The sequence below is a fragment of the Pseudomonas sp. PAGU 2196 genome, assembly GCF_022179005.1.
Taxonomy (GTDB): Bacteria; Pseudomonadota; Gammaproteobacteria; order Pseudomonadales; family Pseudomonadaceae; genus Aquipseudomonas; species Aquipseudomonas kermanshahensis.
The window spans coordinates 1-26,583 of sequence record NZ_BNTL01000006.1; the positions used below are offsets into that span (position 1 = coordinate 1).

20 protein-coding genes and 1 pseudogene are annotated in these 26,583 nt (G+C 59.1%); 9 read left to right on the forward strand and 12 right to left on the reverse strand.

Annotation, left to right across the window (positions count from 1 at the left end; genetic code table 11):
* Positions 1–761 precede the first annotated feature (761 nt).
* The 6 genes from MFF34_RS06310 to aspT all read right to left on the reverse strand — a co-directional run bounded on the left by MFF34_RS06310 (position 762) and on the right by aspT (position 8,835).
* The gene (locus tag MFF34_RS06310; protein ID WP_238211298.1) at positions 762–1,292 is read right to left on the reverse strand and encodes a hypothetical protein; all 531 of its coding nucleotides are present in this window, start codon (positions 1,290–1,292) and stop codon (positions 762–764) included.
* A gap of 357 nt (positions 1,293–1,649) precedes the next feature.
* Positions 1,650–2,657, reverse strand: a complete 1,008-nt coding sequence (locus tag MFF34_RS06315) for an AraC family transcriptional regulator (RefSeq protein WP_238211300.1) — start codon at positions 2,655–2,657, stop codon at positions 1,650–1,652.
* 72 nt (positions 2,658–2,729) lie between these two features.
* Entirely contained in the window at positions 2,730–3,398 is a 669-nt protein-coding gene (locus MFF34_RS06320; protein ID WP_238211302.1) for a DUF3313 domain-containing protein, read from the reverse strand.
* 39 nt (positions 3,399–3,437) lie between these two features.
* Positions 3,438–4,754, reverse strand: a complete 1,317-nt coding sequence (locus MFF34_RS06325) for an OmpP1/FadL family transporter (RefSeq protein WP_238211305.1) — start codon at positions 4,752–4,754, stop codon at positions 3,438–3,440.
* A 120-nt stretch (positions 4,755–4,874) separates the two neighbouring features.
* The gene (locus MFF34_RS06330; RefSeq protein WP_238211307.1) at positions 4,875–6,620 is read right to left on the reverse strand and encodes an alkyl/aryl-sulfatase; all 1,746 of its coding nucleotides are present in this window, start codon (positions 6,618–6,620) and stop codon (positions 4,875–4,877) included.
* Positions 6,621–7,152: 532 nt separating this feature from the next.
* Positions 7,153–8,835 (reverse strand): aspartate-alanine antiporter, encoded by a 1,683-nt coding sequence (gene aspT, locus MFF34_RS06335; protein WP_238211599.1) that lies wholly within the window; start codon positions 8,833–8,835, stop codon positions 7,153–7,155.
* Between the two features lie 215 nt (positions 8,836–9,050).
* On the opposite strand from aspT, the pseudogene MFF34_RS06340 reads away from it, so the two are divergent.
* The 3 genes and pseudogenes from MFF34_RS06340 to MFF34_RS06350 all read left to right on the forward strand — a co-directional run.
* Positions 9,051–9,690 (forward strand): annotated as a pseudogene (locus MFF34_RS06340) (MlaD family protein); the annotation flags it as partial.
* Positions 9,691–9,719: 29 nt separating this feature from the next.
* Positions 9,720–10,262: a membrane integrity-associated transporter subunit PqiC gene (locus MFF34_RS06345; RefSeq protein WP_238211601.1), complete on the forward strand. Its 543-nt coding sequence runs from the start codon at positions 9,720–9,722 to the stop codon at positions 10,260–10,262.
* A 269-nt stretch (positions 10,263–10,531) separates the two neighbouring features.
* A complete protein-coding gene (locus tag MFF34_RS06350) occupies positions 10,532–11,323 on the forward strand; it encodes a transporter (RefSeq protein ID WP_238211604.1) in 792 nt (263 codons plus the stop codon).
* A gap of 246 nt (positions 11,324–11,569) precedes the next feature.
* On the opposite strand, the gene mtlD is transcribed toward MFF34_RS06350, so the two are convergent.
* Positions 11,570–13,765, reverse strand: coding sequence for a bifunctional mannitol-1-phosphate dehydrogenase/phosphatase (gene mtlD / locus MFF34_RS06355; protein WP_238211308.1), 2,196 nt, complete (start codon positions 13,763–13,765; stop codon positions 11,570–11,572).
* Between the two features lie 85 nt (positions 13,766–13,850).
* Positions 13,851–14,054: a hypothetical protein gene (locus tag MFF34_RS06360; protein ID WP_217835009.1), complete on the reverse strand. Its 204-nt coding sequence runs from the start codon at positions 14,052–14,054 to the stop codon at positions 13,851–13,853.
* Positions 14,055–14,271: 217 nt separating this feature from the next.
* Between MFF34_RS06360 and MFF34_RS06365 the strand changes: the two genes are divergently transcribed.
* Positions 14,272–15,897 carry a methyl-accepting chemotaxis protein gene (locus MFF34_RS06365; protein WP_238211315.1) on the forward strand — a complete coding sequence of 542 codons (1,626 nt, stop codon included), beginning with the start codon at positions 14,272–14,274 and terminating at the stop codon, positions 15,895–15,897.
* Between the two features lie 56 nt (positions 15,898–15,953).
* Here the strand turns inward: MFF34_RS06365 and MFF34_RS06370 are convergent, their stop codons facing one another.
* The gene (locus MFF34_RS06370) at positions 15,954–16,409 is read right to left on the reverse strand and encodes a type II 3-dehydroquinate dehydratase (protein WP_238211317.1); all 456 of its coding nucleotides are present in this window, start codon (positions 16,407–16,409) and stop codon (positions 15,954–15,956) included.
* A 15-nt stretch (positions 16,410–16,424) separates the two neighbouring features.
* Positions 16,425–17,780, reverse strand: a complete 1,356-nt coding sequence (locus tag MFF34_RS06375) for an MFS transporter (protein WP_238211325.1) — start codon at positions 17,778–17,780, stop codon at positions 16,425–16,427.
* A gap of 166 nt (positions 17,781–17,946) precedes the next feature.
* Between MFF34_RS06375 and MFF34_RS06380 the strand changes: the two genes are divergently transcribed.
* A complete protein-coding gene (locus MFF34_RS06380) occupies positions 17,947–18,882 on the forward strand; it encodes a LysR family transcriptional regulator (protein WP_238211327.1) in 936 nt (311 codons plus the stop codon).
* On the opposite strand, the gene MFF34_RS06385 is transcribed toward MFF34_RS06380, so the two are convergent.
* On the reverse strand, positions 18,864–19,733 hold the full coding sequence (locus tag MFF34_RS06385; RefSeq protein ID WP_238211329.1) for a GyrI-like domain-containing protein: 870 nt from the start codon (positions 19,731–19,733) through the stop codon (positions 18,864–18,866). The genes MFF34_RS06380 and MFF34_RS06385 overlap by 19 nt on opposite strands.
* A 253-nt stretch (positions 19,734–19,986) precedes the next feature.
* Between MFF34_RS06385 and MFF34_RS06390 the strand changes: the two genes are divergently transcribed.
* Together MFF34_RS06390 and MFF34_RS06395 are read left to right on the forward strand one after the other, a co-directional pair.
* Positions 19,987–21,681 (forward strand): alpha/beta fold hydrolase, encoded by a 1,695-nt coding sequence (locus MFF34_RS06390; RefSeq protein ID WP_238211343.1) that lies wholly within the window; start codon positions 19,987–19,989, stop codon positions 21,679–21,681.
* 112 nt (positions 21,682–21,793) lie between these two features.
* Positions 21,794–22,324, forward strand: coding sequence for an adenylate kinase (locus MFF34_RS06395; protein ID WP_238211606.1), 531 nt, complete (start codon positions 21,794–21,796; stop codon positions 22,322–22,324).
* Between the two features lie 667 nt (positions 22,325–22,991).
* On the opposite strand, the gene MFF34_RS06400 is transcribed toward MFF34_RS06395, so the two are convergent.
* On the reverse strand, positions 22,992–24,020 hold the full coding sequence (locus tag MFF34_RS06400; RefSeq protein ID WP_238211345.1) for an LLM class oxidoreductase: 1,029 nt from the start codon (positions 24,018–24,020) through the stop codon (positions 22,992–22,994).
* A 216-nt stretch (positions 24,021–24,236) separates the two neighbouring features.
* Between MFF34_RS06400 and MFF34_RS06405 the strand changes: the two genes are divergently transcribed.
* Together MFF34_RS06405 and MFF34_RS06410 are read left to right on the forward strand one after the other, a co-directional pair.
* The gene (locus tag MFF34_RS06405) at positions 24,237–25,130 is read left to right on the forward strand and encodes a LysR substrate-binding domain-containing protein (RefSeq protein ID WP_238211347.1); all 894 of its coding nucleotides are present in this window, start codon (positions 24,237–24,239) and stop codon (positions 25,128–25,130) included.
* A gap of 86 nt (positions 25,131–25,216) precedes the next feature.
* Entirely contained in the window at positions 25,217–26,578 is a 1,362-nt protein-coding gene (locus MFF34_RS06410; protein WP_238211356.1) for a HEAT repeat domain-containing protein, read from the forward strand.
* Positions 26,579–26,583: the final 5 nt, after the last annotated feature.

Here is a 26,583-nt window from a genome sequence, read left to right on the forward strand (position 1 = left end):
GCGCAGCAAAGGGCGGCGGGGGGGAGGGGAGTGATGGGCGGACGGGTTGTGAGGCGGATAGCGCGCTAATGCGGTGCGAGGCGCACCATGTTGGCGCCCGTGACGTTGCATCAATGCTGGTAGCGCAACGTCAATTCCAAAGGATGTCTTCGTAGTTGGGCCGGGGCACGGTCATGCGGTAATTGCAGCCGACGCCGCAGCTAGGTCACCAACCAGTGATGGTGCCCTGCATACAGTTCGCCAATGGGGTCGGAAGGGTTTGTTCGAGATCGGAGCACGACGTGGGGCTGCAAATGAGAACTAATCTAAAACATCGCTTATCAACTTAGGTAGCGAGCACGCAGAAAAGTGAACCGACACATTCCCCTCAACTGTAAGCGAATGGAACACGCTGGTGCACTTCTACAGCCTTGGCCTGCCTGCCTCCCTCCAACGGCAATCGCCAGGCCTGGCCCCCCGAAGCGCGGGAGCTGGCCCGCAGTGATAGCGACACCCCTTACTTTCACAGGTTTCTAGGGGCAGCAGGCGGTCAGTGACAGCTGTGCTATCAGTACAAGGATGCCGTCCTGTGATTAGCACGCAAAGCATTCATGACAAGGTCGAACATCGCGGGCTGCTTCCGAGGTTGTGTAATCCGTTGGGCTTGCCTGAGTATGGAGAGAAACGGTAACTGGCAACGGATGTCGTCAAGTATATACGGCTGAATTACGCAGGTCGGCTAGCCTCTAGCGACCTAGGCTGCGACCGTCTGCTATTCAGTTTCAGGTATCTTTCGCAATTTCGGGATGTTTGGACGGCAATGGCCCAATGAATATCTGCTTCAGGCGCTTACGACCAATCACACGTGCCAGTTCTGCGATAACGCAATACATGAATATCAATGTAATCAGCAATATCTGAATTGCCCAGAACCGCGGCCAGTTCATCGAGGACCAGACCAATGCATTCGCATCCCAAAAACCGGGCGCCTCTTTCCAGTAATCATAGAGCCGTTCCAGATAATGAACGACCAGCGCGACCAGCGCATACATGAGTGTTTTCCAAGCGACATTCCATATCAGAGGTTTATCGGGAAACCTATTAATAAAAGGCAGCATGTCGGCTACCAGTACTGACTTGCCTAATATCATTGATGCGATCAGTACTGATGCAGAGACGGGGAGGTCTACGCCAGACCCCTTTATCATTAATGTGCGTATCAGGGCAACGATGTGCAGAATTACGAAAAAAAACAGAGTCGGTGGGAGCACCTTCATGAACTCATGTTTGATTTTGAGCATGATCGTATTCATTGAGAGCTTCCTTCAGTATGTCAAACTATAGAGTGAACTCGATTTCAGTCCGCCAGCCGATGATCGGGGGACCTACAGCCTATTTTTCAACGCCAGGAGTGCATTGATCATATCGCATGTAATCGTGGCTTTGATGAATCGACACATACTCCTCTCTGTAAGACCCAGGCTGCGCATGGGTACGGATAGAACAATTTTTGAGCTCCCAGCTTCGGAGCTTCTTGCGCTAGCGTATCGCGAGGACTAAGCTAAAAAGGTAATGCCTGAAAGCTCCTTTTGATGCTCCTCTTTGCGGCCAATCCTAGGCCGCTTTTTTTATAAGTACGCCACTAGCGCCTGCCAATCACTCATTATAAATCACTCTTTGATAATTGATTTATCGCCATGCAGCCGCCTGTGCTCCAAGGGTGTCATCTCGAACCAGCGCAGATGAGCACGGCAAAAAGAAGTCGTTCGGCGGTAGCCGAGTTCGCTTGATATTTGACCTATAGAAAGACTTGTTTTTTGAAGCATCTGTTCAGCCTGGCACCGGCGAATATGGTCTAAGCATTCTTCAAAGTCGATGGCTTCGTTAGCAAGCCGACGTTGAAGCGTGCGAGGATTTAATTGTAAGGCTAGCGCAACTTGCTCCAGTGTGCAACGCTGGGAGGGTAGAAGGATTTTAATATATTCATCTACTTGCGCTTTCAAGCCGCTTGCAGGAAATGCACGAAGCTCAAGAAAATAACGCACCATTTCATGTAGCTCAGCATCACGTTTGACGCTTATCTCTTCCAGAACATCAGATGGCATGATAAGGCAATCATGAGTTTGCTCGAACAAAACCGAGCAGCCAAAATAGCTTGAGTATTTATTGGCATCCCCCAGCGGCGGGTGTCGAAAACTTAGTGAGTGGGGTTTTAGTTTTCTTCCACGCAGTTCGCCAATCAACAACCACGCCGCTACTACCCATTTCTCGAGGGTATGAGGGCTAAGGGGTTGAGTGGCATTCGACGGTTCAAATTGCAGCACGGCCAGCCCAGCGCGGTGGTCGAGCCGGAAATAGACCAGTGGAGCGTAATGGCGCATGTATCTAATGATGGCCACCAATGCGTGCCCAACGGTCGGCGCCGAGGTAGCAAGAAATCTTAATGGACCGTCTAACGGTGCGCCTTGAACCGCAGGTAGATCGCAGTTTAAGTAGGGCAACCCCAATGCTTGGACGTCGCGTTTTAAAAATTGTGCGAGCTTACGATCGTAACCTTCGCCTACGTTATTGTCTTCAATTAGTCCCAATGTGCGTCGGAAGAAAGTAACGTCGCTATTTCTACACGTCTTCGTTCGCTCAGTTAATGGGGTGTCATCTTTATCGCGAATGCTTTCCATGGTTTCGCGCCTGTAGATTTGATTGGTTAGTTGGAAAGCACCCCACCTGTGTCCCAAGTGGGGTGCTAGCGGTTATTTCTTGAGAGCCTGGAACGAGCTGACCATGTCCTTGGCCCAGCCATCTAGAACCGCCTTCGCATCCTTCGCCTGCATGACTTGAGAGGAGTTGTCCAACTCTGCACCCGCCCCTTTGCGCACGACTTCTGCAACTACCTGGTTGGTTTCACCATCCAGGAAAGCTGCTTCGGTAGCAACGGATGTATCCTGATCACGGATACCCGTGGCGGTACTGATACCCGCGGCTAGCAGGGCAATCGGAATAACTTCATAAGGCCGCAAGCTTTTGGTTTTGGCACTCACTGCTGTGATCGCAGGACGCACCACTAAAACGCCTGGCCCAGGGCTGGTTGCCAACGGCAGTGCTTGGGAGAAATGGTTCTTGAGCGTTTGATCGTAATATTGGGTTATACCCTGCAGTGTCGATTGAGGGATTTTTTCGGTAGGCTGCGGCTTTGGATAGAACTGGCTGGGCTCCAGGTACACGCTTGTGTAGCGCTTTGCGTCCACGCCCGGTTTGATCCAGCGCATAACTGCTGCACCTGATGGCGACTTATCCTCCTTCAAAACACTGTAATCCTTGAGGAAGCCAGAATACTGATCGGCCTCCACATATTTACTTGCGCAGCCATGCAGCATGAGCGTGGTGAGGCAAAGACTTGCGGCCAATACCTTGGTTTTCATTTAGGATCTCCTTCCTTACGTTAGCAATACCCGCGTCTCTCAGAAGCGCCAGGTCGCGCCTGCGCCGATGATGTGTAAAGCGCTGTTGTTGTAACTGCCAGACAGTGTGGTACCGGATCGGCTCTTGGTCTGATTGATATCCATATCCCCCAGCCACACCAAGGTGTAGGCAAGGTGTAAGTCCAATCCTTCATCTACCGCGTAGTTGACGCCAGTCGCCAACCTCCAAGCCTCACCCATCGGGTTGTCGACGGTACGATCGTCATCATCCACCGCGGAGCTGTCGTAACCCAGGCCGGCGCTCCAGCGCCATTGCGGAGTTGCCTGATAGAGGGCGCCGACGGAGGCATGCCAGGTATCTTTGTATTTACGGTCTACGGTGCGGCTGGTACCGCCGCCGTTGGTGTCGACATCTACACCTACATCCCCGAAGTCACTCCAATCCTGCCAACCAACGCTCCCTAGCAGCGTCCATCGGTTGCCCAATTCATGTGCAATGCTGGCTGTTACGGTCTGCGGGACGTTCAAGTCGAGCTCTAGAGAGTCGACATCCAAGCGGCGTAGTGCTGCATTGAGCAGTGGGTTACTGATGTCTTTGAGGTGGGGTTTATCGTCAAACTCCAGTTTGACCTTGCTGGTGTACGCAAGGCCGACACGCGTACTTGGATTCACCTGATAGAGCACCCCGAGATTGACGCCGACCCCGACATCGGTGTCCTTGTATTCCAACTGGCCGTCTGGACGATCGGCCAGCCCCAGTAGGTTGTTGTTGATGGCCATCTCTGTGCGGTAGTAGCCAACCATGATACGCGGGCCAATGCCGATCGACAGGTCATCTGTAAACTTGTAAGCCCACGTAGGCTGCAACGACACCCCGATAATCGCAGCCTCTTGCGTAAAGTAGCGGCCGGCCCAGTCATCGTCGTAGTCCAGTGCCAGGCCGAAGTTACCGTACATACCAAATCCGATGGCCGAGCGTTCATCAATTTGATGACTGACGAACAGGCTGGCACCTGGGAGGTATTCAAGCGAATTGCCCCCTTCGTTTCCATCGAACTGGTTGTTACTGCCACGGGAAAATCGCAAGTCACCGAGAATGACCTGCGCATTTGCGCTGATTTGCGTGCCCTTTAGTTGGGTAATCCCTGCCGGGTTGCTCATCAGCACGCTGGGATCATTTGCCAGGGCGGCCGAGCCTGCGTTAGCCAGTCCGTTGCCTTCCTGACCCGCTTCATAAATCAGGATCCCACCTCCCCAACTGGAAGTGGCATGGATGGCTGCGGCGAGAGCGAGTGCCTGTGCACAAAATGGGCGCAGTCGCAGGCTGAGTGCAGAGCCGGCTCGATAAGTTTTCATAGTGGCTCACTCCGAATTCTGAGTGCTGCGAGGCCGAGCAAAGCCTTCGCCCATTGAACGTGGCAAGGTCTCCAGAACCTGTAAGGAGCCTTGCCTACGCCCGCTAACGCCAGAGCGCCTTTAAGGCGTGACGATTGGGAACCAGAAGTCGAAGTTATCCATGTAGCTCATCAATTCCTCAAGCTTGGCTTCGGCGCCATCCACCTTGATAGCGCCCGAAGAGACAGCATCCTTGAGGGTGGTTTCTTTGAGCATCAGTTTGTTTAACGTGTCCCGAGTCAACGTTACCTTGGCATCGGCGTTTTTCGCCTGCATGCCTTCGGTGTGGTTAAGTACACCGTTAACCATCTCCAGCGCGTACTGCTGTTTGAGGTCGGTGAAATCGAAGTTCAAGGTGATGTGCTTGTCCCCAACTTCAGGCCCTTTCAAGCGCATGGCCAGGAAGTCGAAGAACAGGTCTAGATCCATCGCCTTGACGGTGTCGGGGCTGGCGGTGTCAGGCGTTGGCAGTTTCTGTACGCCATTGCGCAGTTCCTGGGCGCCAGTCAAGTAGAAGTTGCGCCATGGGCCGCTCTCGGCCTGGTAACCGAGTTGCTCCAGCGTGTCGGCTTGAAGGTTCTTCGCCGCCTGATTGCTCGGGTCGGCGAAGACCACATGGTTGACCACCTCGGCCACCCAGCGATAGTCACCCTTGTCGTAGTACTCCTTGGCTTTCTTCAGCACCGCGTCGGCCCCGCCCATCATGTCGACGTAGCGCTTGGCTTGCTCATCCGGCGGCAGCTCCCACAAGGTGGCGGGGTTGCCGATAAACCAGCCTAGGTGCAGCACATAGGTAGCCTTGACGTTGTGGTTCAGCGAGCCGTAGTAGCCCCGGTTGGAGAAGCGGTTGGCGATCGACGGGGGCAGTTTTACCTGCTCGGCGATCTCGGTCATGGTGTAGCCTTTGTTGGCCAGGCGCAGGGTCTCATCGTTGATGTAGCGGTACATGTCCCGCTGAGAAGACAGTTGATCCTTGACTTCCTTGTTGCCCCAGACCGGCCAGTGGTGCATGGCGTACATCACCTGTACATCTTCACCCCACAGTTTCAGCGCTTCATTGAGGTATTTGGACCATGGCAGCGGCTCGCGAATCTTCGCCCCACGCAGCGAATAGGTGTTATGCAGGGTGTGGGTGGAGTCTTCTGCGGTGTTGAGGGCCTTCTTCTCCTTGATGTAATAGAGCATCTCAGCGGGCGCCTCGCTGCCCGGCGCATAGAGGAACTCGTAGGTCAGGCCATCGATTGTGTGCTTCTCGCCGGTCTTCTCGATGATGTCAGTGGGTGGAATCAGGGTCACAGTACCCGCCGAAGTGGTAGTGCCCAGGCCCGCGCCGAGCTGGCCGGTTTCGTTCGGCGGCAGCAGGTTGCCGTACATGTAGCTGGCACGGCGGCTCATTGCGGTGCCTGCCATCACGTTCTCGGCCACGGCGTGTTCGAGGAAGCCTTTTGGCGCATAGATCTTGACCTTGCCGGCCTTGACGTCGTCCTCGTTTACCACGCCACGTACACCGCCGTAATGGTCGACGTGACTGTGGGTGTAGATCACCGCGACTACCGGTTTTTTCGGCCGATGCTTGAAGTACAGATCCAGCGCTGCCTTGGCGGTTTCCGAGGAGATCAGCGGGTCCATGATGGTGATGCCTTCCTTGCCCTCGACAATGGTCATGTTCGACAGGTCGTAGTTGCGCACCTGGTAGAGACCGTCGGTAACTTCGAACAGGCCAGAGATGTTGATCAGCTGCGATTGGCGCCACAGACTGGGATTGGTAGAAGCAGGGGCAGCTTCACCTTCCTTGATAAAACCGTACTTGCTTGGGTCCCAAATCATATTGCCGCTAGGGCCTTTGATCGGCTCGGAAGGTAGCGGTGCGATGAACCCCTTGTGTGCCAATTCAAAGGAGGTCTTGTCGTTGAAGGGGAGCTCTTTGAGCAAGGCGTTGTTGGCAGCTTTAGTGGCATCGGTGGCGGGCTTTGGCGTTTCGGCGGCCCATGCCTGTGTGGTAAGCGCGATAGCACTCGCCAGCAGGAACGAAGACCCGAGTTTCCAAAGAGCCGATGGCGTTGCGGTTGCTTCTTCAATACCCGTTTTCGCATTCAATATCATGACAAGCTCCCTTTGAATTGATGCGCTGTACCGATGCGGTAACTGCCAGCGATAGATGTCACACAGCGAAGTAGAGTAGTCACGTCCCAATGACCCGATCGCCAATCACCCATCTCTTATCACGACATTGCTAGTCATTAATGAGACGCAAATCTACTCGACAGACTCTACACATTAGGCGACATCAACCGTCTTTCAAGCAAAGGCTCAAAAAAAGTGAACTATTTCGCCAACCGCTCAACGTGGCACTTTGATGTCAAGCTAGCGATATAATTATTGGTCCGCATACCGCTAGCAACACATTGGAAACGGCATAACAGACGGTAAAGCCTACTACGGGTGTATTGCTCCCTGATTGCTCAATGATCTTGTTCATTGAAGCAGCTTCGGTCTGGGCTCCAGCCAATGCCCCGAACAAGATCATTGGATGAAGCCCAAGGACATAGCGCCCTATGTAGAGCGTCACCAACGGTGGGATCAGGGTGACCATGGCGCCTGCCACTACAAGTGCCAGCCCTTGCTCAACGATGGCCGTGAGTGCAGCAGGCCCCGCGAGTAGGCCCACTACTGCACCAAAAGCAGTCAACCCAAATTCCGAGAATGCCCACTGTGCTGCGGGAGGAAGGGAGCCGAGTTCTGGGTGTCGCGAGTTGTACCAACCGATCACAAGCCCTGTGAGCAGGATGCCGCCACCAATTCCCAGTTCGACTGGAATCATGCCGATATGGGTCGACAGCAAGCCCATTAAAGACCCGACAACCAACCCCAGAGCGTGGATGGCAATGTCCGTGCGATGGCTAGCTTTCCGTTCACGGCCCAATTGAGCCGCTAGTCCGTCAACGCTAGCGGCGCGGCCTGTCAAGCTAATCAGATCGCCGCGGCGCAGCACCGTTTCGGGTAAGAGTGGTAATGGCAGTCCTTGGCGCGTGATGCCCGTCAGAAAGCACCCCATGCGTTCTGCACCTAGGAGTGCCAGCTTGATTTGATGGATTGTGCGGCCGGCCAATCGACGATTAGTCAGCACGACGTCTGCGCTGCGCGTGGGAAAAGAGAGGCTAAGCGGGTGATCAACTTCAGGACCCACCCAGGTGTCGAGGTGTCCTACTGAGTCGCGTAAGGCGTAGATAGCTAAGATGTCCCCTGGTTGCAGAACTGTTGCTGGATCACGCTCAATGATTTGCTGGCCCCGTATCACTCTCTCAATGCTCAGAGAGGGGTAACGAGCTTCGAAGTCTGCAATCGTGTGCCCCAAATCTTGAGCGTGATTGAGGCGATGGGCTCTCACCACAATGCGTGTGTAGGGAATGCTGATTGCTTCCTCATGCCTCTCGATACCCAGCTCTCGCTCAAGCGCTTGAGCACTGGCCTTCAAGTCCACCCCTAACAGCCGGGGAGCAATACTCCCCACAAAAACAATCAACCCGACGGTGCCAAAAACGTAGGTGATGGCATACGCCACAGCCATGTGACTGTTAAGCTCGGCCTTTGTGGCGGCGTCCATTGGTAATTGTGCAATTGCACTGCTGGCCGTGCCCATGATCGCCGTATCAGTTAATGCGCCTGCTCCAAGGCCTGCCGTGAACCCCGCGTCAAAGCCATACAGCGCATTCATGGCGAGGATGACTGCCAGTGCTGTGCCGCACAAAACCACTGAGAGCAAGACAAGCTTTAGCGTGCCACGGTTAAGGCTGCCGAAAAACTCGGGCCCACTCTTGAAGCCCACCGCGTAGATGAACAAGGCAAAGAACACGGCTTTCAGTTCATGAGGCACTTGCAACCCAATCTGCCCGATCAGTAGCCCCATCAGCAAAGCGCCTGCGACGGACCCGAGGTGGAAGCTTCCAATCCGCACGCGTCCCAACATCACTCCCGAAGCAATCGCCAGAAAGACAGCGATTTCGGGGTTGGCACGTAATGCACCAACGGCCAGGTCCATCATCGCCTTCTCCTCGTCCATTTAGGATCAATTTGGTCCCACTCAGTATGATCAATATCCTCCCGCGATATAGACGTGTCGTGAAATGCGCATCGTTTGAAACGATGCTCGTGTGCTTTAGTCATTAGGCTGGCGTGCTAAGTGACGCCCATTTGAGCCTTGGACGACAGACGAAAACTCACCATGACTCAACTACATGAACTCATTATTTGCGAGTACTGCGATGCGGTGGCGAAGGGGTCGACATTGGTGTTTTTGTAAACGCCCCCTACGATGCGTTTGTTACCACGGATACCCGTTTTTGAAATGCAAGCGGCATCGACATGGAAGTAGGGGCCAATGGTTTGAAAGTCGAGCCCCAGTCTTTGTCCTCCGTCCTCGTGGGCGGTTTGGCATCCGCTGCGCCCGAAACCTTTACCCGCAGTGAACCGGCTGCCGATCAGCAAAGCTTCACGCTCTTTGCAGACCGTGACGCGGCTCTCGCTCCCCCTACAGGGAAGGCGCAATACCTGCGATTGAGATTCGACCAGTCTATGCGGGGGCTATCTCCAGGCGCACCCGTGGAATTCAAGGGGGTTGAGTTCGGCAAAATCACATCGGTGACCCTGGATTACGATGCGAAAAAGCAGCTGTTCCCCGTTGTGGTTGATGCTGTCATCTATCCGCAGCGTCTAGCGCTCTGCCAATTCAGCGATCGCGGATGATTCGCCGCAGCGCGAGAAGTTAGGGGATACGCTGCAGGAGCTGGAACGCATGTCTCGTTCGCTACGAGACCTGGCGGACTATCTGGGTCGACATCCTGAGTCGCTTATCCGGGGCCGACCTAAAGCTGCCGGTGCTGAAAATCTGCAGCGTTGAATGGAACATTGGCCAAGGAGAGATACATGATGCCACCTCTATACCGGAGCTCGTTGGCGTTGCTGCTGACTGTGACTGCTGGCTGCAGCAGCATACCTAACAACTACCACACCCTTGTGCCACCTCATGCCAGCCGGGTCGCTGGGGAGCGAGTACACGTTGAGCGGGTCGCCGTTCCCCCTCAAGTTGATCGCCCTCAACTGGTGGTGCGACAAGGTGACAGTGGCCTCGCCATTCTGGAGACTGAATGGTGGGGGGCAAACCTTGTTGATGAGTTTGGCAGTGCTCTGCAGGACTTACTCGGTGGGTCGGTTGGGGGGGCTCGCAAGGCTGTTCTGCGGGTCGACGTACAGCGTTTCGATTCAGTGCCTGACCACTACGCCTTGCTTGATGCGGTATGGCGCTTGAAGCGACCGGGGTTGGATGAGCTCACTTGTCGCACGACGGTGCAAACGCCGGCGCAGAACAGCATCGAAAGCTTGGTGAGTGCTCAACAAGCGAACCTGCGCAAGTTAGCTGACGCGGTTCGGGTGAGCGCTGCAAATGGCTCTACCCGTTGCCCGGCAGGTTGAAGGTCTCAAGATGCATTCAGCCTCGATCAACCGGCCATGAGCCCGCGCACGGCATTTCAATGACTGTTGGCGTCGCCTGTGCTCATGTAGTCGGAAGGGGTGGACATGTTGCTCGTTCGGCTAGACCGTCAGCTGCTCCTGCGGTATCGATCAAATAAGACGATGAAGCGACACCGGCTAACTAATCACTTAGCTAACTGAGCGCCTCTGCGGCGCACAGGTTGATGTAGGAGAGTCTGAACATGCCCGATCATAACAAGCGCATCGGGATGATGCTGCTAGGCGCTGCCCAGCTCAGTTGCATCACCGCTCATGCAGATGATAATTCGGAATTGGCCAAAAAGGCGCAGAACCCTATCGCAGCGATGTACAGCCTGCCTGTCCAGTACAACTGGGACCAGAAAATCGGACCTTCCGGAAACGGCATGCATAGCGTCACGAACCTCCAGCCGGTGCTGCCTTTTTCATTGAATTCGGATTGGAATCTCATTTCCCGTACCATTCTGCCGGTGATAGATCAGCACGGACTTGTGGAAGGTGGGGCTGCTGACAAATCCGGAATAGGAGATGTTACGCAAAGCTTCTTCTTTTCACCGAAAAAGCCTACTTCAAATGGATGGATATGGGGGGCTGGCCCTGCATTGCTTTTGCCAACCGGCAGTGATGATGTGCTCAGCGCAGAACAATGGGCTGCGGGACCTACAGCCGTAGCATTGAAGCAGTCCAATGGCTGGACCCGCGGAATGCTGGCTAATCATCTGTGGGGATTGGACAGTGCGCCGGCGGATGACAAGGAACAAATAAGTCAAACCTTCCTTCAACCGTTCTTTTCTTACACCAACAGCTCATTGACGACGTTCGGCATCAACAGTGAATCGACGTACAACTGGAAAAGCCATCAATGGTCGGTCCCCGTCAATTTGACGGTCACCCAACTCCTAAAGGTTGGAGGTCAGCCGATGACGGTCCAGATTGGGCCTCGTTACTGGCTAGAGAGCACCACCGATGGCCCGGAAGGATGGGGATTTCGGGCAGCTATCACACTGCTATTCCCACGCTGAACACTCTGTCTATAACTGGCAGGCATTCTACGATCAGCGCTTGGCACCTGACGATTTGATGATGGCTTGATTAAAGGACTTACGCGGACGACCTATTGCTGGCCGTGGTCAGTGTTGAGACAGTCAGCCGTTGGCCTCGACATGGTCAGCGCCTGGGAGGTCGAGCGCCGCGCGGGTGGCGCTCGATCGCCCAGGCGCTGAACATGTCAGGGTGAACGCATCAGCCAGCGCCCGCGCCAGGCCGCTTCAAGCAACCGGTAGCCAATGCTTGACCGATGCCCTGCCACACTCGGACGCCCCCCGCGCCAACGCAGCGGGCAGTGCCCAGTCAACCTTGTCCCGCTCCAGCAACAGCCGGAAGTTGGCCGAAATGCTTTCGACCAGCTCGGCATCCCTGACCGGGTCCAGCCCCGGATAAGGCTTGCCCTGATACTCCCCGTCATGGGTCAGCACCGCTTCGACACGTTCGCCGCTGGCCGTGTAAAGCGCCTTGATCAACTGGGCCTCGCGATCTTTGCTGGCGTTGCCGTGCAGCGCATAGTGAATGGCCAGCGCCGCCCCATACGCCAGCGCAGGCGTTTGAATGCCATGCTTGCGGGCCAGGTCGATGCTGCTGAGGATGCGCTCGTTACGCTGCAATTTACGCATGGGGTCGCGCCCAACCCGCACGCAAGGGTCCTTGAACGAGGTTTTGCACCGTTCGAGAAACGCATTGGCAAAGCTGCTGACAACCTCTGACATCTGCGGGTATTCGGCCATCAACGCTGGCGCCACTTCCTGATGAATCAGGCGCTGCGCCAGCGCACTGACGCGGGCGTCCCCCATGCCCTGGCCGACCCAGGTGTGCCCCAGCAGGCTCGCATACCAGGCGATGATTGCGTGTGGCCCATTCCATAAGCGGTTCTTGATGATCTGGATCTGGGTAATGTCTGCGACCGTTTTTACCTGGCGCAGCCGCTCCAGCAAATCACTGCCACGCTCCACGTACAGCGGCATGTCGGGCTCGCTGTTGAACAGGATCAGGTGCAACTGGCTCATGGCACTGCTGGATTGTGCAAAGGGCCTGAAGTGCCCGATAAGCCGTTCGTATTCAGGGGCTGGGGTGGCGGGTTTGCGGGTGACCGCTGGCTCATCCTCCAGGCTGTTCTTGAAGATCTGCGACTTGATGCGTAACTGCCGAACCAGCGCGTCATTGCTGATCTTGGAAACGATGCGGCTGACCACCGTTTCGGCGAAATGGGTCTTTTCCAGCACCTGCTTGCACACCTGTGGCGTGCACAGCAGCGCCAACTGCGCCTGCACCTGGCGCCGGACGAACGCCGCACCGCCGATCTTGTTCAACACGATCAGTACGGTCAGCTCGCGCCCCCTGCGTTCGAAGCGCCGCAGCAAACCCTTGGCAATGACCTTGGCCTGATGCGCGATGGCCTGCTCGGGCAGGCTCATGCCGACGACTTCGGCGGCGTTGTACATCTCGATTACCGCCTCTTCGTCGTCCATGTCGATCATGCGCACATTGTCGATGGTCTGGTCGAACGCGGTGGCGCCGTAGCGCACGCTGTAGCGGCCGAACGCAGCGACCGATTCGCGTAGCATGCGCGAACGGGTCGCGGCAATGATTTCGCAGGGGCGCGTGTAGCCGTCCCAATGGGACAGCACCTGGGTCAGGTAGCCGCCCCCGATGGCGCCGAAGCCGTGGATGCCGACACGGAACTGGTTCAGTGAGGCAGGGAATGCCTCGTCGAGCGCCGGCATGCCCAAGTCGGGCACGCACTCGCTCAAGTCGGCGAGGAAGGCGTGCATGCCACGGTAGGCCATGAGCGCGCCGGCCTTGACCTCGGGCGCGGGCGGCTTGATGTCCTCGATCAGGATTGCCTGGCCCCCGGCGCGGATCGCTGAGAGCAGGCCATTTTCCGAGTCCTCGACCATGAAGCACTGGCCGGGTTGGCAATTGAGCGCGCGGGCGGCGTGCAGGAAGATTTCTGGGTGGGGTTTGCCTTGGCTGACTTCGTCGCCGCAAACGGTGATGTCGAAGTACTTGAGCACGTTGGCGTTGATCAGGTACTCCTCGGCGATGGCGCGGCGGCTGGACGTGGCGACCGCCAGGGTCAGGCCGGACTTGCGCAGGCGCTCTAGCACCTCGAGCAGGCCGGCTTTGATCGGCACGCCATGGTTGCGCACGTACGCCAGTTCGAGCTCATCGGCGCGCTGGCGGATCTGCGCATAGGGGAAGTCATCGCCGTTGTGAGCCTTGGCGAGGGCCTCGGCCTTTTTCGCGCTCAGGCCCAGCGAGCCGATCAGCGTTTGCTCGCTCAAGGCGGTGCCGAAGATTTCCAGTGAAGCTTGCTTCAGCGTCCTGAAACGCAGGCGCTCGGTGTCGAACATCGTGCCATCCATGTCGAAGATGGCGCTGTGAATTTTCTTGCCCTGAAACATGATCATTGGGTGTTGCCCCTTTTTTTTGCGTGAGACATCCCGCCTTCAGCCACTGAATGGCGAGGCCGGTGCGATGACGGCGTGTGGGCGGTCAGGTAGGGGGCATGCGATCGACAGGGGGGCGCTCGGGGTTGACCCAGAGGTAGGGCGGGACGGCGCGGGGTGTGCAGAGGAGGGTGGCAAGCTTCGCGGCCAGGCGGGCGCCTGGTTTGACGTTGACGTCACGCCCACTGGCTGCTGCTTGGCTTGCAGGCAATGGGCGCACGTAGCGATGGATACGTGTGATTCCAAGCATAAGGTGCTTATCTTCCTTTTCTGATGACTGACGTTCCTTTTTTACCCTTGCACGTATGCGCCGCCACATGCAAGGCGCCGGCAACAATCGTGCGGTTACCGCACACAAGCGCCTCAGGGCCACTCAAGCCCGCAGCGGGCACTCCGATACCTGCTCACCCGCCATCGAAATCCCGATGAGAAGGGGTGCCAACAGGACCATGAGGAGTACTGCCCGTATGTTTGCCGACCTGAAGATCCGCACCGGAATGTTCTGGGTGCTGTCGCTGTTCAGCCTGACCTTGCTGTTCTCCACCGTCAGCGCCTGGCGCGCGGCGGTGGGCAGCGATGAGCAGATCAGCGAACTGGACCAGACCGCGCACCAGTCGGACCGGTTGAACAATGCGTTGCTCATGGCGATCCGCGCCAGCGCCAACGTGTCCTCGGGTTTCATCGAGCAATTGGGCGGTCATGACGAGAGTGCGAACAAGCGCATGGCGCTGTCGGTCGAATTGAACGACAAGAGCCAGAAACTGGTCGATGAGTTCGTTGGCAACGCCCGCGAACCTGCGCTGCATGCGGCGGCCAAGGAACTGCAGGCCACCTTCGCCGACTACGCCAAGGCGGTGGCGGGGCAGCGTGAGGCCGTGCGGCAGCGCTCGCTGGAGCAGTACTTCAAGGTCAACACCGATGCCGGCAATGCCATGGGCCGCCTGCAGGCGCTGCGTCAGCAACTGGTAGCCACCTTGAGCGAGCGCAGCCAGCAGATCATGCTCGAGTCCGACCGCCGTCTGGAGCGCGCACAACTGCTGAGCCTGGGGCTGCTGGGTGTGACGTTGCTGCTGGCGGCGCTGTGCTGGGCGTTCATCGCACAGCGTGTGTTGCACCCATTGCGTGAAGCTGGCCAGCACTTTCAGCGCATCGCCGGCGGCGACCTGAGCGTGCCGGTGGTGGTGCAGCGGCGCAACGAAATCGGCCAGCTGTTCCACGAACTGGAGCGCATGCAGCAGAGCCAGCGCGAAACCCTCGGCAAGCTCAGCAGCTGCACACAACAGCTGGCTGACGCGGCGACGGCGCTGAACACCGTTACCGAGGAAAGCGCCAATAACCTGCGCCAGCAGGGCCAGGAGCTGGAGCAGGCCGCCACTGCCGTCACCGAAATGACCACGGCGGTCGAGGAGGTCGCACGTAATGCTGTCTCCACGTCCGAGACCACGCAGGCATCGAATCAGCTGGCTGAAAAAAGCCGCCGGCAAGTCAACGAGAACATCGACGGTACCGAGGCCATGACCCATGAGATCCAGGCCAGCAGTGGGCACCTTGAGCAGCTGGTGGGGCAGGTGCGGGACATCGGCAAGGTGCTGGAAGTGATCCGCTCGGTGTCCGAGCAGACCAACCTGCTGGCGCTCAACGCCGCCATCGAGGCCGCCCGAGCCGGTGAGGCCGGGCGTGGTTTTGCGGTGGTAGCGGACGAGGTGCGTACGCTCGCCTACCGCACACAAGCATCGACCCAGGAAATCGAACAGATGATCGGGCGCGTGCAGCAAGGTACCGAAGCCGCGGTTGCATCAATGCAGGCCAGCACCAGCCGGGCCCAGTCGACCCTGGACATTACTCTGGCGTCAGGGCAGGTGCTGGAAGGCATCTACAGCGCCATCGGCGAGATCAACGAGCGCAACCTGGTGATCGCCAGTGCGGCGGAGGAGCAGGCCCAGGTCGCGCGGGAAGTGGACCGGAACTTGCTGAATATTCGCGAGTTGTCGAACCAGTCGGCGACAGGGGCGCAGCAAACCCGTGCGGCGAGCCAGGCGCTGTCGGGCCTGGTGGGGGAAATGACAGCGCTGGTAGGGCGGTTCAGGGTGTAAGCGCGACGTTCCGAAGTTGCCGAAGGACCACCCAGTCAGCGTCCGGTGAAGGGCGGTTAATTATTGGCTGCCCGACGCCGCAGTAAAGCTTCAATAGCTCGGATTGCGAGGGGATACCCGTCAGCGCCCATGCCACAGATCACTGTATTGACCACGCCAGACATGATCGAGTGGCGGTGCAGTTCGTCCCGTGCATGAATGTTCGACAGGTGCAGTTCGACCAGCGGTGTGTCGAGTAATTTCAGCGCATCCAGTACTGGAATCGAGTGAAACGAAAGGCCGGCCGGGTTGATGATGACTGCAGCGCCTTGCTCGAAGGCTTCCTGAATCCAGTCGACCATGACGCCTTCGTGGTTGGTTTGGCGAAAGTCGCATATCAGGTCAAGTTCCAGCGCCAGGCTTTCACTGCGTTGGCGGATTTGCTCAAGCGTGGTGTGGCCGTAGATGTGCGGCTCACGGCGGCCCAGCAGGTTCAAGTTAGGGCCGTTAAGGATGAAAACGGTGCGGTTCATGATTGTCCTGCTGCGTTATTTGGAAAGAAGGGTGGTAGCGCGGGCTTCGACGGTGTCGTCTTCGGCGACGGCGTTCAGGTCGATGCCGCGGGTTTCCCGGCCGGTGATGATCATCGCCAGCGAGATCAGGTTGATCACCGCGCACAGCGTCACCAGCGGCCACGGCGAGTTGTTCGACTGGCTCATCAGCCACACGGCGATCATCGGCATTGGGCCACCGATCACCAGATTGGCGCCTGTGTAGGCCAGTGCCGAGCCCGAGTAGCGGACCTGGGTAGGAAACGCTTCGGCGAATGCCACAGGTTGGATGCCGCTTTGGAACTGGGTGAAGCCCAGGAACAGCCCCATGATTGCCATGATGGCGGGCACGTTCAGGGTGTTGAGGATTGGGAAATAGACGAACAGGATCAGCAACGTCATGCACGAGCCCAATGCCAGCGCCTTTTTACGCCCCCAACGATCGGACAGGTAACCACCGGCAAGCGCACCGAAAATCGCGCACATGTTAGCCACCATCAGCGACATGAACCCTGTCGATTGGCTAAAACCGAGGTGCTTGGTCAGATAGCTGAGGGAGAAAATCACGATCAAGTAGAACAGCGCAGCGGGTGAGCAGAAGAACAGCATCAGTCGCAGGATGGTTTTGTAATGGCTGCTCACGGCTGATGTGAGTGGGCTCTTTTCCTGTTTGAGCGGGGCCTTCTTCAAGGCCACGAAGGCCGGGGTTTCATCGACTTTCAGGCGGATGAAAATTGCGACGATGACCAGGACGAAGCTCATCAGGAACGGGATTCGCCAGCCGAAACTTTCGAATTGCTCGCTTGAAAGCGTCGCTGCCAGGCCCATCAATACGCCGTTGGCCAAAATCTGGCTAAGGGGTGAGCACAGGCCGAGCATGCCGGAATAGCGCCCGCGACGATCGGGGGAGGCGTGCTCCAGCGCCATCAGTTGCGCGCCAGTGGACTCGCCACCCAGAGCGAAGCCTTGAATGATCCGCAGCAGCACCAGCAGGATCGGCGCCCAGATACCCACCTGGCCGTAGGTGGGCAACAACCCCATCAGTACCGAAGCCAGGCCCATCATGGTTACGGTGGCCAGCATCAAGTTGCGGCGGCCGAGTTTGTCACCGAGGTAGCCACAGGTAATGGCGCCCAGGGGCCGCGCGGCCAGGCCGACACCGAACGTTGCCAGCGAAGCGAGCAGGCCTGCGGTGGGTTCCATCGCGGGGAAAAACAACTTGGGCAGAATGGTCGCGGACATCGCGCCATACAACGTGAAGTCGAACCATTCCAGGGCTGTGCCAATGGTCGCGGCGGTCACCGCTTTGCGAGGCATGCGCGAATCATGAGGCGCGTCACTGATTGTGCTCATAAGGGGGCTCGTCATTGTTTTTATGGTGTCGGAATACCCATACGATTCCGCTCGGGCTATGCGGTGGAAAGGAATCGTCGAAGTGAATAGACGTTAGCGCATCCTGCTTGCAGAATAATTATCGAAATCACGATAAATAGATAAGCCAGCCTTATGGGTAGCGATTATGGAACTGCGTCACCTGAGAGCGTTTGTGGTCGCCGCTGACCTGCAGCATTTCAGCCGGGCGGCAGAGCAACTGGGAATTGCACAACCGGCACTGAGCCAATTGATGCGAACGCTTGAGTCCGAGCTCGGGCTGACGCTGTTCCGGCGGGAGAACCGCGGCGTGGCGTTGACCGCTGCTGGCGAGGCGTTCCTGCCTCACGCGCGGCAGTCCATCGAGGCCAGCGAACGGGCAATGGCCGCGGCCCGGCGTGCCAAGCGGGGGGAGGTGGGCGAAATCAACATCGGTTACCACTCGGCATTGTTCGAAGCCAATTTGCCGCAATTGCTCCGGCATTACTTCAGCACGTTCCCCGAGGTCAAGGTGTCGCTGGTCGACGCCGGTATTCGCGCGCAGTTCGACATGTTGCTCGACAATAAACTCGACCTGGCCTTTGCCCGGGTGTTCAAGGACCACCTGCCGGACCGTCTGCGCACCCACCCATTCAGCCAGTCCAGGCTCGTCCTGCTCATCCCGGACAACCATGAATTGGCCGACCGCTTCAGCGGGGACCTGTCGACCCTGCGCCACGAAAAGTTCGTGTTTCTCCAGGACAGCACCGGCATCGGCCTGACCTCCCACACCCTCCAGGCGTGCCGGCAGCACCAATTGCACCCGCAGAACATCATGTATGTGCCGTCGCTGATGAGTATTCCTGGGCTGGTGGCCGCCGGCATCGGCCTGAGCATCGTGCCCGAAACCATGACCCGGCTGACCATGCCGGGCATCCGCATCGTGCCGCTGGCTCAAGCGGAAATGGTCAGTGAACTTTCGCTGATTTCACGGATTGACGAGCGTTCGCGTGCAGTGCTGCACTTTATCGAAGAGGCTCATGGGTGGGGGCTCGGTGGCCCGGCACCGGGCGGGCAGGGCACGGCCTACTTCAGCGGGACGTAGATATCCGTTTGCCATTGCTCCAAGGGCGTTTCCGGGTACGCGCTCAGGTAATGGAAGAACAGCGGATGGTCGCGCAGCTCTTCGTTGCTCGACGGCAACCAGTCACGATAAAGCGGGTAGATGGTTTCGCCAATGTAGTCAGGCGAACCGGTATGCCGAATCACCGCACAGCGCCCTGCCGGGATAAGCCGTTCGTGCACGCCGAAATCGTTGGGCTGCACAGCCTCGTCCATCTCGCCGCAAACGGCGAAGCGGAAGGCGTGCGCCGGTGTGGTGTCGGGGTTGTCGTAGGGGATGCCGAAGGTGCGGCTGCTGGCCACTGGCGATTGGCCGCTGTGCATGCGCCATTGGCGAAAACGCGCGACGCTTTCGCCGACCAGGGCGGGCGCACCTCGGTGTTCGAGCGCGGCTACGCGGGTTTCGGTGAAATCCACGATACGGATCTGCATGGTGATACTCCTGGAACGATGGGGAACAACGAATACCGCACTCCAGGCCTGCCAGTTCGGGGCCTTGGCGAACACGCTCGGCGCCCTGCCGAAGGCACGCTTGAAGGCTCTGGAAAAGGCTTCGGGGCTTTCGAAACCAGCGCCGAATGCGGCTTCCAGCACGGACGTTGCGGGCGAGGCGACCAGTTGGTGCGCCGCGCGTCGAAGCCGCATCAGTTGCACATAGCGTGAAACCGGAACGCCCATGAACGCCGTGAACTGCCGATGGAAGTGAAACGCCGAGAAGTTGGCGATGCGACTCAGTGCATTCACCGACAGGTCATCTTCGAGATGGTTGTCGATGTAGGCAAGCACGGCTTCGAACCGTTTTGCGTAGGTAGGGCTGTGCTGTGAGTCAGTCAACGAACGAAGCCTCTGGAAGGTGCGGTGAGCGCTAGCATCCTGTGTCCAGGCATCGAGGTGCCTAGCCGTGATTGCTCTTTCGGGGAGTCGTGTTGACCATAGCGTGGATGGCACCGAGTTTGCCGGTGCTTTCGGTCAGATCGCTCCCCCGTCATGAAGTGAAAAACCGCTGTCGTGCGATGAGAAGTGGCCGCAGCCACGGCTGCCTTAGAGTCGGAGCACAACACAACCGTGCCCGGAATCAAGAGCCGCCATGAGCAGATCCACGCAATCAAACGAGACCGTCACCCCCAGCCAGCCCCTGGCAGGCAACCCTCTGGTCAGCATGCGCCCGGCCGACCTGGCCAGTTCAGCCGGCTACCTGCTCAAGGCGGTGGGCACCTCGCCGCTCAAGGCGGGTGCCCATGTGGGGGGCTACCTGAAGGCGCTGCGCGGCATCGTCGCAGGCAACACCAACATCGCGCCAGACCCGAAGGACAAGCGCTTCGCCGATCCGGCCTGGCAATCCAACGCCTTCCTGCGCGCACTGTTGCAGAGTTACCTGGCTGGCCAGGCAGAGCTGACCCGCTTCATCGAGGCCACCGACCTGGCCCCGCTGGAAAAAAGCCGCGCCCGCTTCGTCGCAGCACAGCTGGCCGATGCTTTGGCACCGAGCAACTCCCCGCTGACCAACCCCGCGGCGCTGCGCAAACTGGTGGACACAGGCGGCATGAGCATGGCCAGGGGCATCCGCCACTTCGGCCAGGACATGCTGAATAACCGCGGCCTCCCGAGGCAGGTCGACAGTACGCCATTCACGGTGGGTGAAAACATCGCCACGGCCAAGGGCGAGGTGGTGTTTCGCTGCGAAATGTTCGAGCTGCTGCAGTTCGCGCCCACCACCGAAAAGGTCTTTGCCCGGCCCTTGGTCATGTCGCCGCCGCAGATCAACAAGTACTACGCCATCGACCTGTCGCCGGAAAAAAGCCTGGTCAAGTGGATTCAGGACAGCGGCGTGAGCCTGTTCGTCATCAGTTGGCGCAACCCCACCCGCGAGCACTGCGACTGGGGCTTGTCCGATTACGCGCTGTGCCTCGATCAGGCGGTGGACGTGGCGCGTCGAATTACCCGTAGCCCGGATGTAAACATGTGGGGCTCCTGCTCGGGCGGCATCACCCTGGCAGCCTACCTGGGCTGGCTGGCGGCCCGTGGCGAGGGCCACAAGGTGGCCAATACCAGCTGGGCCGTGTGCGTACTCGACACGGCGTCGGCGCTTAACGACACCACCTTGGGTATGTTCACCACGCCGTCCGCCCTGCGCGCGGCCAAGGCCAGTTCCCGGCGCAAGGGTGTGCTCAGTGGCCAGGACATGGGCCGCATGTTTGCCTGGATGCGCCCAAACGACCTGATCTGGAACTACTGGGTCAACAACTACCTGTTGGGCAACCCGCCGCCGGCATTCGACATTCTCGCCTGGAACGACGACACCACGCGGCTCCCCGCTCAGCTGCACGCTGACTACCTCGACCTCATCCAGCAAAACCCCTACAGCAACCCCGGCACCCTGGAGATTGCCGGCGAGTTGATCGACATGACCCAGGTAACGGTGGGCGCCTATGTGGTGGGTGGCACTACCGACCACATCACCCCCTGGCAAGGCTGCTACGGCACCGCCCGGCTGTTTGGCGAGGACACGACCTACGTGCTGTCCAATGCCGGCCACTTGCAAAGCCTGGTAAACCCACCCGGCAACCCCAAGTCGTTCTACTACGCGGCGCCCGCCGCCGCCGAGGCGCCGGAAACCTGGCTGCAGCACGCTGGGGAGCGCCAGCAAGGCAGTTGGTGGCCGCATTGGCGCGAATGGATTGGGCAGCGTTCCGGCGAAAGCCTGGCAGCGCCAAAGAAGCTGGGCTCGCGCAAGTACCGGCCGCTTTGCCCTGCGCCGGGTACTTATGTCATGGAGCGTTGAGGCTGCCTTTTCTTCCTGACGCTGACCCGATGCCAGCCGTCGGGTTCAGCGCCTTGCGCCGGTCGGGTGTATAGTGCGGCCCCGAATTCGACGTGCATTCATGGAGGAACAATTGCGAATCTACATTACGGGTGCTTCCTGTGCCGGTGTGACCACCTTGGGTCAAAACCTCGCGACCGTGCTTGGCGCGCGGCATGTCGATGTCGATGATGCTTACTGGATGCCCACCGACCCACCTTTCACGACCAAGCGGCCTGTCCCTGACCGCGTGAAAGTGATCCAGCAGCAGCTCGGTGACCAAGATTGGGTACTGACCGGTTCCTGCATGGTGTGGGGCGATGCGCTGCTTGCGCACGTCGACCTGACCGTGTTCGTCGTCACCCCAACGCCCATTCGCCTTGAACGGCTGGCCGCGCGTGAAAAAGAGCGCTTTGGCGATCGGATTGCACCGGGTGGCGACATGCACGGGATCCACACGGCCTTCCGCGAATGGGCCTCGCAGTATGACGACCCTAACTTCTCGGGGCGCAACCGAGCGTGGCACGAGGCGTGGTTGGCAGAGCAGAAGTCTGCAGTGTTGCGGGTTGACGGAACAAGCAGTGAAGAGCACATGGTTGCGGCTGTTTTGCACGCATTATCTTAAGCAGATCAGTCACTCGAAGCTGGAGCGGGAGAGGCTTAGGCGGACCGAGTTTTCGCAACTCCCGTGCCTGTTCGCAAGACTAAGCAACCTCGACTGCTCCGGCGTCGGTCCATTATCCGCCTCATTCCTCGGTAACAGGACCGTTGGCTGTGCTCGCGGCTCAAGCCAACAGCATGCCGGCAAGCGTAGACCTTCTTGACGAGCATGCAGCGTCCTTATCGCGCAGAAGGGAAGATCCAGGTTCTCACTGCCAATACAATCGCAGTACCGCCATCAGGCAGTCGGTGCATCCGCAGCGTGCTGCGGATAACGCCCTGACTGGCAGGATTCGTGAGATGGGGCACGCATGGGGCATGCGGTATTTGCCACACAGTCGCTGCTGACCAGAGCGGATGTGGGGCCTCATCAGATCCAGTGCCCGACACTTGTGATTGCGGCAGCGCTACGTGGTATCGCTGGCGAAGCTATGCCTAGCGGGGGCCAACTTCAAAAAAATCCTCAAAGACAGTTGCTCCCACAGGTGCGGCGCTAGCCTTGCCGGCTACACCGTTCGGGTGGGAGCGGGCTTGCCCGCGAACACCGGCGAAGCCCGTGCCATCCACCGCGGCGCCTGCTTCGCGGGCAAGCCCCATATCGTCTCCTGTGCATCTGCGATGCCTGGCACGCTTTACCAGTCTTGCGACTGCGGTGCAGGCCCGGCCAGCGCCGGAAACAGCGGCACTACCTCTTCGGCCAGTTCTTGAATGATTTCCCGGGCCGGGCGCCGCGCCATCTGCACGCCCAAGGCCGCATGATTGACCCCAGCCTCGCGCCACTCGCCAAGCAAGTCGATCAGCCCGTTGCGCCCAGTGCGCAGCACATAGCCGCCTTGCTGCGGCGTACGAGGAAAGTTGGGGTCATCGTCCAGGTCGATCCATTCGTTGGTCATGTGCGGGCGGAACCCCCCGCCCGGGATCGCTTCGCGCCAGGCACGGATTTTTTCGGCCAGGCGGCGTGGGCCCAAGATGTTATGGGTGGCGTCGGGGTAGGTCAGCCAGCCATCCGCGTGCTCGCCCAGCCACTGCAGGGTCTGGCGCGACGAGCCGGTCACCACCAGGGGGATGCGCCCTGACACAGGCCTGGGCAACAGCCGGGCATTACTGAGCTGGCCCAACGGCGACTGAATAGGCCCTGGGTGCTCGGCCAACAGTTGGCGGAAGTAGCCCACGCTGTGCGCAAAGCGCTCGCCGCGGCTGCCGTGGTCCAGGCCATACGCCGGAAACTCCACGGGCCGGTCGCCCGAAGCAATGCCCAGCACTAAACGCCCGCCCGACAAGGTATCAACGGTGGTGGCGGCCTTGGCCAGGTCGATCGGGTGGCGCAAGGCAAAGATCGCGCTGCCGGTCACCAGGGCGATCTGCCGGGTGTGCGCGGCCAGGTAAGCCAGATAGGTGAACGGGTCGAATACCTGACCGGCATCACCGAAGGCTGGGTCAAACAACGGCACATCGCGCACCCAGGCTGCGGCAAAGCCCAGGCGGTCGATTTCACCGACCAGCCGCGCCTGCCCGGCCAGGGCCTGCAGGTCGCCGTCATAAAAGCGCTGCGGCATGAAGATGCCCAGGGTCAGGTGATCTGGGGCAAACATGCGCCGGTAGCCGGGGTGGTGGGCGAAAGCGTTGGCGTTGGCGCCGCAGGTGGCGGTTTCAGCGTTCATGGCTGTTCCTGGGTTGTGGGCGTTCATGGGCCGGTGGCCGGGGCTGGCAGGCGAAGGTCGCGATATCTGCGACGAGTGAAGGGTCAGGCATATCGAGTAACCTCAGGAAAACTAACGCAAGTTATTTGGCCTGAGCGCTATGCTATGCAGATTAAGAAAGATACAAAAACGATTGCTTCTACCCTAAACGTTAGTTTTTCTAAATTAAGGAATGTAATGGGCGCCGTCCTGCCACTGCTTGCCTTGCGCGCCTTCAGCGAAACCACTCGCCTCGGTAGCTTGAAAGCCGCCGCCGAGCGCATGGGGGTTACGCCTGGGGCCATCAGCCAGCAGATTCGCCTGCTGGAGGACCGCCTAGGCGTCACTCTGTTGACCCGCAGCCGTCATGGCGTGCAACTCACCGAGGCTGGGGCGAGCCTGTACCCAGGCGTATCACGTGGCTTCGGCGACATCGAGCGCGCACTGCTCGACCTTGAAGCCCTGGCCCGCGCCAGCACCCTGACCATCAGCACGCAACCGTCCTTCGCTTCTAGCTGGCTGGTGCCGCGCCTGGCCAGTTTTAGCACACTGAACCCTGGCATCGAGGTCCGTGTCGAGGCCACGGCGGCGTTGGTCGACTTGCACCGCGAGCGTGTCGACATCGCCCTGCGCCATGGCCTGGGCGACTACCCGGGGCTGCAGTCGATACCCTTGCTGGCGCCGGTGCTGTTGCCGGTGTGCAGCCCGGCACTGCTCGCCAGCGGCCCGCCACTGCATGCGCCTGAGGATTGCCTGCAATACCCGTTGCTGCAGGATGCCGACCGTGCCGATTGGACCTTGTGGTTGCAGGCCCATGGCTTCGAGCCCGACAGCCGCAGCCGACGCGGGCCGAGTTATGACGAGGAGCTGCTGTTGCTAAGTGCGGCCGCGAGTGGTCAAGGTATCGCCCTGGTACAGGCGCAACATGCCGATGAAGGGCTGCGTGATGGCAGCCTGGTGGTGGCCGTGGACCGGCCCTGGCCTTCACGTTTCGCCTACTACCTGGTCGCCCGCAAAGAGCAGTTGAAACGACCACACGTGCGGGCATTTATCGACTGGATCGAGGGGCAGCTGGCTGCAGAAGCAGATTGAACCAGCCTCCGAAATCAGCTGCCGTGAAACCTGAGCCTTCGAATAGCGTCTGAAGCCCACACTGCACGCACATGGAATACAAGGGAATGAATGTAAGCTCCATCAGCAACTGGTTGGGTCGGCTGAAGGCAAGGCAGGTACCGGCAGGGTCCTGGGCCGAGCAGCGGCGTAATGAAGCCCTCGAACTGATCGCGTCTGCCCGTGATGGCGATACGTGGATCACCCTCAGCCATCACGACAACGGCTTCGTTCGAGAAGTCGCGGTACGGGCGCTGTGCGCCGAGCAAACGCCGCAAGCCTTGCAGGCGCTGATCGAGCGGTTGAATGACTGGGTGCCGCAGGTTCGCGAACTGGCCAAGGCGGGCATTCAGCCTTACCTCACAAGCGCCCATGTGACGTCATTGTTGTGCGCCCTGGAATCAGTCGTGGCACTGGCTGCGCGCCGGCGGGTCGATCATGCTGCCACCCTGGAACAGGTGTGTGCAGTGTTGCAGGGGACGCAGGTTCGGTGTGAGGTCCACCTTGATTTTCTGACCCGGCAAGGCAAGACAGCGCGTTTTCTGTTTGCGCGCTTGCTGGAAGCCGACACCGAGCCTGAAACCCTGCTGCGTGATGCCTTGGCCCACCGCGAATTGACCGTTCGGTTGGCAGCGGTTGCTGCGTGCCAGGCGCTCCCCGCTGCGCAAGCCGTGCCGCTGTTAGTGCACGCCTTGCCACACGCGGCTGCCAAGGTACGGGTCTGTGTGCTGCGGGCATTGCTGCCCTTGCTGGATGACCCGCAGCCGTTACTGCGCCAAGTCTTGCTGGATGCATCGTCCGCGATCCGCAGCCTTGCGCGTTGGCAGGCGCCGCGCTACGGGGTTGACGCTGCGGCGGTGCTGGCGGCGCGCCTGGCCGGTGAAATGCCCACCGCAAAACGCGATTGGCTGGGCGTGCTCGGCCTTGGCGCAGAACTGCAGGTGGAAATCCCCCTCGCGTGGTGGAGGGCCGCCTTGCAATCGCGCTATCCCTCTGTGCGTTTTGCTGCGGTGCACCAGGCAGGGGAGGCCACTGCGGGTGAGCTGTTCGGCCTGCTGGGCGACCCTTCGGACAAGGTGTTCGCCGCCACCATCGTGCAATTGGGCAAGCTGCCCTGGGCGACCGTCAATGTCGAGGCAAGCGCCTGGTTGGACCGCCATTGGCATGAATGCACGGCGCCGCGTCGCTTGGCGGTGCTCCACCTGTTGTCTGGCTGGCAGCAAGTGGCCTACCTGTTGCAGCGCCTGGACGCCGAGCCCGTCCTGCAGGCCGGCTGGCTACAGGAGATCAGCGGCTGGTGCGATCGCCAGTATCGGATTATCGACCCTGCCACCTCGCCAACCGCCCGCGCCGTGCTGGTGGCAAGGCTTCAGGGCCTGGCGACGACTGGGCTTGTTCGCGCGGAGCAGGTTGCCCGGGTTATTACCTGAGCCTG